We start from the raw sequence: 2,366 nt of genomic DNA, 5'->3' as shown, positions 1-2,366 counted from the left end.
AGCTACAACAGAATAAAAGAGTATGAGTTGATTTCGATCCTCACACCACAAGGCCTTCGTTGTAACAACACGTTTACTTTCATCAAGGTTGTTTAATGCACCGATGCCTGTCAGATAATTTTTATTGCCGACTTGTATTTGTAAATGGTCTGGCACTCCCATAATGAATGCATTTTCATCCGAAACCGCACCAACAGCAGATTCAATCACTCCGCACTGATCTTTACCTGCTAAGTATTTAGTAAGTCCGCTACCAACATCTAACGCTAAAAATGACATAAATACCTCAATAAATTGCTTTCGATATATCGAGTGTATTAGTGCAAAAAAGTACACAGCTTCACTAATACATTCATTAAATTAAATTGGTCAATCAAGGCAATACAATTGATGAAATACTTCTTTTTATTTCTCGCAATACTGTCATTTAAGTCGCCAGCAAACGCTACTAACGAAGATGTGTCTCAGGTTGGCTCAACTTCATTGCTTATGTCGTTGATGGCAGATGCAAAAGAAGAGGAATTTACCTTTTCTGTTAAAACGTCAATAAGGAGTGACTATCGCGTAGGTAGCTATAGAGCGTACGTCTATTTTATCGATCAAGATGAAATGAAGGTTATACATACTAATTTTCAAAAGACTGTGTCGAGTCTAGTAAATTTTGATTTCAAAGCACCACATCTCAGCCAAGCCTATCTTGTTTTAGAAGTGAAGTACGGCCCTAACTTTCTATATGACACTAATGCGACTGGGATTTGTGTCGTTCCTTTTGATGGCGTCAGTATATTCGACGAAATACCGTGCAATACTCTGGTTACTGCTCAGTACTTATTAGCAGCGGCAATGCGTGATTCTAAAAATTCTAATGTCATCAATGCCCAAGCCACTAAACAATACTTAAAATTACAGGAACTACCTAACAGGAAATTTTGGCAAGACTATTTAGCTGTGCACCAATTACTACTGTCTCACCTTGCAGAAATTGAAGACTATAAGCTAGCTCATAGCGGTGACTACCTTTCGGTTAGTTACCGAATCATCAAATACCTATTGGATGATGTAAGAAAGTATCGTCGCATTAGGGTTCAAAACATAGATGATGCTGTCATGAAGATTGACCGGACGATGGTAAATTTTGCATACCGTCTTTACATGTCTATGGAGGGTTTACTTAAACGTAATCTCTACCTACTGCCAAAAGTAGAACAATCTCCCACTTTTATCAGAGATTTCTTTACTGGTCGGATTGTTTTTAGTCTCTTGACTGAAGAAGCTGCGGTCGTCGCGAACCTAAAGCAAGAAGGTGAAGTTTTAACTTATACCTATTGGCCCTGGTTTAAATCTCTAACTATCCAGTTCGATGAGAATACCCCGATCGAAACTATTGATACCGTATATCAAATACCACCTGAATCTAAACGTGTTGATATTGTGGGATACGGGGAAAATGGTAGGTATGCAACATTGAGATATACCATTTTACCGTTTGACGAAGGTGGTGAAATCACACCCAACCTCAAAGCTAAAGACGAAGTTTTGACTCAAGCTTATTTACAATTTTTGGGTGACTTACAAGAAGTAAGTACGTTTAAAGCAGGAACGGGAAGTTATCACTATGAAAGATAATTTAGACAGTTCACTAGGACAATGGCTGACTCGAATAAAGGTAAAGCCTTTTCAGCCTTTAAAGACAGTCTCCCCGGTTATTAATTTCCTTTTGTCGCATTATTCATTTCAGGAATGTAGAGCCAAGCTTGACAACGAACTTCCTTCTAGCACAGGAATAGAAGATGTATTTCTACATTGCGGCGTTCCGAACATTTTGCTAGCGCATTTAAATGGGGAGAATTTGATTGAGTCTCTGAAGGTCCATGGAGAACGACTTAAAGCCCACCCTTCACAATATCCATTACTATCAAAGACATCAATCTCATCATTTATTGATTATGATGATGATGAGTTTTCTATATCCGGACGAATTGAATGCATAGATAAAGATGATACTGAAGAGTTCAATTCAATGAGAAGCAACTATGCTTATCTTCCACGGCGAAACCTGTCCCTACGCCAAGACAACGGATTTATGCTTTACAAAAGCATCGCTGACTTTCTGATTGAACCTGTAGATGAACACTATTTTACTATTGCTGTAAATTTAAAACCTTTTGTTAATACGTCTTTAATCAAACTGTCTAATGCGTTTGCAAATAGAAAAACCGAAAAACTCCCCATCGATATAGAGCAACTTATCAAGATTGCACAAACCCGGTCACAAATAGATATAGCAAACTACCTATCTGACATTTGCCCCATTCCTTTCTCATTAACACCAACGCGATATGCACTAATAGCTTCTGAGCTAGGAC

The 2,366-nt window shown here is 38.2% G+C and carries 3 protein-coding genes; 2 read left to right on the top strand and 1 reads right to left on the bottom strand.

Features of this window, described 5'->3' with window-relative positions:
- On the bottom strand, positions 1 to 279 hold a 279-nt coding region (locus BIZ39_RS21275; protein WP_187448032.1), incomplete at its 3' end, for a hypothetical protein.
- A gap of 111 nt (positions 280 to 390) precedes the next feature.
- Here BIZ39_RS21275 and BIZ39_RS21270 point away from each other — a divergent pair.
- On the top strand, positions 391 to 1,626 hold the full coding sequence (locus tag BIZ39_RS21270; RefSeq protein WP_187448031.1) for a hypothetical protein: 1,236 nt from the start codon (positions 391 to 393) through the stop codon (positions 1,624 to 1,626).
- On the top strand, positions 1,616 to 2,366 hold a 751-nt coding region (locus BIZ39_RS21265; protein WP_187448030.1), incomplete at its 3' end, for a hypothetical protein. The genes BIZ39_RS21270 and BIZ39_RS21265, both read left to right, overlap by 11 nt.

Source organism: Alteromonas sp. BZK5 (genome assembly GCF_014349115.1).
GTDB lineage: Bacteria > Pseudomonadota > Gammaproteobacteria > Enterobacterales > Alteromonadaceae > Alteromonas > Alteromonas macleodii.
Note: the sequence above shows the minus strand (reverse complement) of the source record. Positions and strands in the feature narration are given on the sequence as shown.